Annotated in this window: 5 protein-coding genes; 3 read left to right on the forward strand and 2 right to left on the reverse strand. The window is 49.0% G+C overall.

Annotated features, from left to right (window positions below; genetic code table 11):
• Both NTW95_01015 and NTW95_01020 read right to left on the reverse strand, forming a co-directional pair.
• Positions 1 to 579 (reverse strand): site-specific integrase (locus NTW95_01015; protein MCX6556008.1); only part of this gene is annotated, 579 nt, incomplete at its 3' end.
• The gene (locus NTW95_01020; protein MCX6556009.1) at positions 576 to 833 is read right to left on the reverse strand and encodes a hypothetical protein; all 258 of its coding nucleotides are present in this window, start codon (positions 831 to 833) and stop codon (positions 576 to 578) included. The genes NTW95_01015 and NTW95_01020, both read right to left, overlap by 4 nt.
• 97 nt (positions 834 to 930) lie before the next feature.
• Here NTW95_01020 and NTW95_01025 point away from each other — a divergent pair, with 97 nt between their 5' ends.
• The 3 genes from NTW95_01025 to NTW95_01035 all read left to right on the forward strand — a co-directional run.
• Entirely contained in the window at positions 931 to 1,188 is a 258-nt protein-coding gene (locus NTW95_01025; GenBank protein ID MCX6556010.1) for a type II toxin-antitoxin system HicA family toxin, read from the forward strand.
• Complete coding sequence (locus NTW95_01030; GenBank protein ID MCX6556011.1) at positions 1,182 to 1,517, forward strand: type II toxin-antitoxin system HicB family antitoxin; 336 nt, start codon at positions 1,182 to 1,184, stop codon at positions 1,515 to 1,517. Before NTW95_01025 ends, NTW95_01030 begins: the two co-directional genes overlap by 7 nt.
• A gap of 499 nt (positions 1,518 to 2,016) precedes the next feature.
• On the forward strand, positions 2,017 to 3,137 hold a 1,121-nt coding region (locus NTW95_01035), incomplete at its 3' end, for a chemotaxis protein CheR (GenBank protein ID MCX6556012.1).

Below are 3,137 nucleotides of genomic sequence, written 5' to 3' on the forward strand. Positions count from 1 at the left end.
AACTGCGGTAGTATTCAAATTCGAATGGCCTAGGATCTGCTGCACGATGGACAAGGGCACGCCGGCCCGGACCAATTCCATGGCCCGGGTATGACGCAGGACGTGCGGATGGGCGAGGGTCTTTGGGATTCCGCAGTCTAAAGTAAGTTTTTGAAACAGCTTGAAAAAATTTGAACGGTTGATAGAAAAAGCCTTGCCCTTCATTTCGGGATACTGCGTTAGGTAACGGGCCAGTTTTTTGACCGCCTGCATGGGCACGGAAACCATTTTTCTCATGTTCTTTTTATGGGGGTTGTGCCGCTTCAGGACGGCCATGGTGACATCGCCAGCGCGATAATCTACATCGGCCTGGTCATCGATGCCGGCGACTTCGGAGATCCGGGCGCCGGTAAAGCGCAGAAACAAAAACATGAGAAAGTAACGTCCCCTGATGCGGGCGATTCTTGACCCCGGCGCCTTTTCGCAATAATCCCGAAATTTAGCGGTCAATATTTTGAGCTGCTTTTCATTCAGGTAATCGATATTTTGCCCGGCCTGGCTTGAGAACTGCAGGCCGTAATAGGGGTTAAGGGAATTCACTTTATTAAACCTTTAAAATATGCTTTCCAAAATAAAGCTCTTCTTCTGGAGAGGCCCGGGTGATTATAAAGACATTCTTTAATTCCTTCATTCGTATAGTGATCAAACATCCATTTGACTTCCTGATCATCTCCATACTCTAAAAAACGTTGAATGATATAGAAATCGTATTTATCAAGATCGATCGCCGAAACATCTGATTCCCAAAACAGATTAGATTTGAATTTCATAAGGTTTTCGACGCGTTTTTTCACTATCACTATTATAAAATAAATGCTGCAAAATGTCATAACCTAAATGCATGCCTAACGCATTGTTGACAATAATACTATAATATAGTACTATTATGCTGTGAACAAAAAACAGCGCGTAACTTTGGCAGCAGTTTTTAAAAGGCCGACACAATCGGGAATAAGGTGGACTGACATCGAGTCAATGTTGCTTGCTTTGGGTGCAAAAATTTCCGAAGGCCGCGGATCAAGGTTACGCATCGAATTGAATAATGAGGATGCTGTTTTTCATCGCCCACATCCGGGGAAAGAAACGGATAAGGGCGCGGTTGTTTCCATGCAGCGTTTCTTGGAAAACGCGGGGGTGAAACCATGTTGAATTATAAAGAATATTTTGGTTGTGTGAATTATGATGATGAAGCAAAGATATTTCATGGAGAAATCATCAATACCAGGACGGTGATCACCTTTCAGGGCCAATCAGTCAAAGAGATTGAACAAGCGTTTAAAGATTCCGTTGACGATTATCTGGATTGGTGCAGAGAGCGAAACAAAGAACCGGAAAAGCCATTTTCCGGAAAGTTTGTTTTGCGCATTTCACCTGAGCTTCATCGCGAAATCAGCTTGCATGCAAAAGAACATCATGGCAGCATAAATTCGTTTATCGTTGAGACACTGAAAAAAGAAATTGAAACTCATCACCGTTAGAGCCTTATAGCAAATTCAAAATTTGTTCTAAAAAACTAACAAATTTTAGAATTTGCTATCTAAGGCTCTTATCCAGCTCTGCTGGGTTAGAGCCTTATCCTCCCTTGCAGGGGACTTCGCAGCTCTGCTGGGTTAGGGCTGAACGGTTAATTGTCAGCGAATATTGCCTTTTTCATAAAACCGACGTTTTCTGTGCCGTTACTATCTGAACCCCAGATACTACAAGAACGATATCGCGTCCCTGAAAGGTTATTTAAAAATCGTTAAGTTTCACAATGATCGCAAAATACAACACAATAAACATTTTGTTGTGACAAAACGCCGGGAATCCGCCTGAATTGGGATATGCCCTTCTTTATTTATGGCCTGACAAAACTCCAGCGCTGACCATTGCAATTTTTAAATATTTCTTTTAACATTACATTATTGGAAAAAATTTTTTTCCTATAAGTCCGGTATCCAGTCGGCGAAAGGAAAATAAAAGGTATGGGAGCAATGAATGGGCCAAGCGAAAAAACCAATAAAAAGTGAAGAAAAGGCAAAAAAGATGAAAACGAACAAGAAAGACAAAAAAAACCTGACTGAAAAAAAGAATCCGGGCACTGCCCTTGGCGCCGCGCTTGAAAAAGATCCCGGCTCGGCCGCCGCAACAGAGAGCCATCCCAAAACCGGCTTTCCCATCGTAGGCATCGGCGCCTCGGCCGGCGGGCTGGCGGCCTTTGAGGCCTTCTTTTCCGGCATGCCCACCGGCAGCGAGCCCGGCATGGCCTTTGTGCTGGTGCAGCACCTGGCCCCGGACCACAAGAGCATCTTGACCGACCTCATCCGCCGCTACACCCGTATGAAAGTGTTCGAGGTCGAGGACGGCATGGTAGTGCAGCCAAACTGCGCCTACATCATCCCGCCAAATCGCGACATGGCTTTTCTGAACGGCTCGCTGCAGCTGCTGGAACCGTCCGCGCCGCGCGGCCAGCGCCTGCCCATTGATTTCTTTTTCCGCTCCCTGGCCCAGGACCAGCGCGAGCGGGCCATCGGCATCATCCTCTCGGGTACCGGCAGCGACGGCACGCTAGGGTTGCGCGCCATCAAGGCCGAAGGCGGCATGGTCATGGTCCAGAATCCCGCCTCCACCGAGTACGACGGCATGCCGCGCAACGCCATCGGCACCGGGCTGGTGGACTACGAGCTGCCACCAGCCGAGATGGCGCCCCATCTTATCGCCTACGTCGCGCACGCCTTCGGCAGGTCTCCCCTGCCCGCTGCCGCCCCGACGCCCAAGATCGAGAATGCGCTGAAGAAGGTCTTCATCCTGCTGCGCGCCCAAACCGGCCACGACTTTTCTCAGTACAAGCCCAGTACCATCAACCGCCGCATCGAGCGGCGCATGGCGGTCCACCAGATCAGTACGGTTGAGGGCTACGTCAAGTATCTGCACCAGCTGCCGGCCGAAGTGGAGGCGCTGTTTTGCGACCTGTTGATCGGCGTGACCAATTTTTTCCGTGACCCAGAGGCATTCAAGACGCTCGAGGAAAAGGTCATCCCCAACCTCTTTGCCGACAAACCCGCGGGCTCTTTGATCCGCGTTTGGTCGCCGGGCTGCTCCAGCGGCGAGGAGGCCTA

Source organism: Candidatus Aminicenantes bacterium (genome assembly GCA_026393795.1).
Classification (GTDB): Bacteria; Acidobacteriota; Aminicenantia; order UBA2199; family UBA2199; genus UBA2199.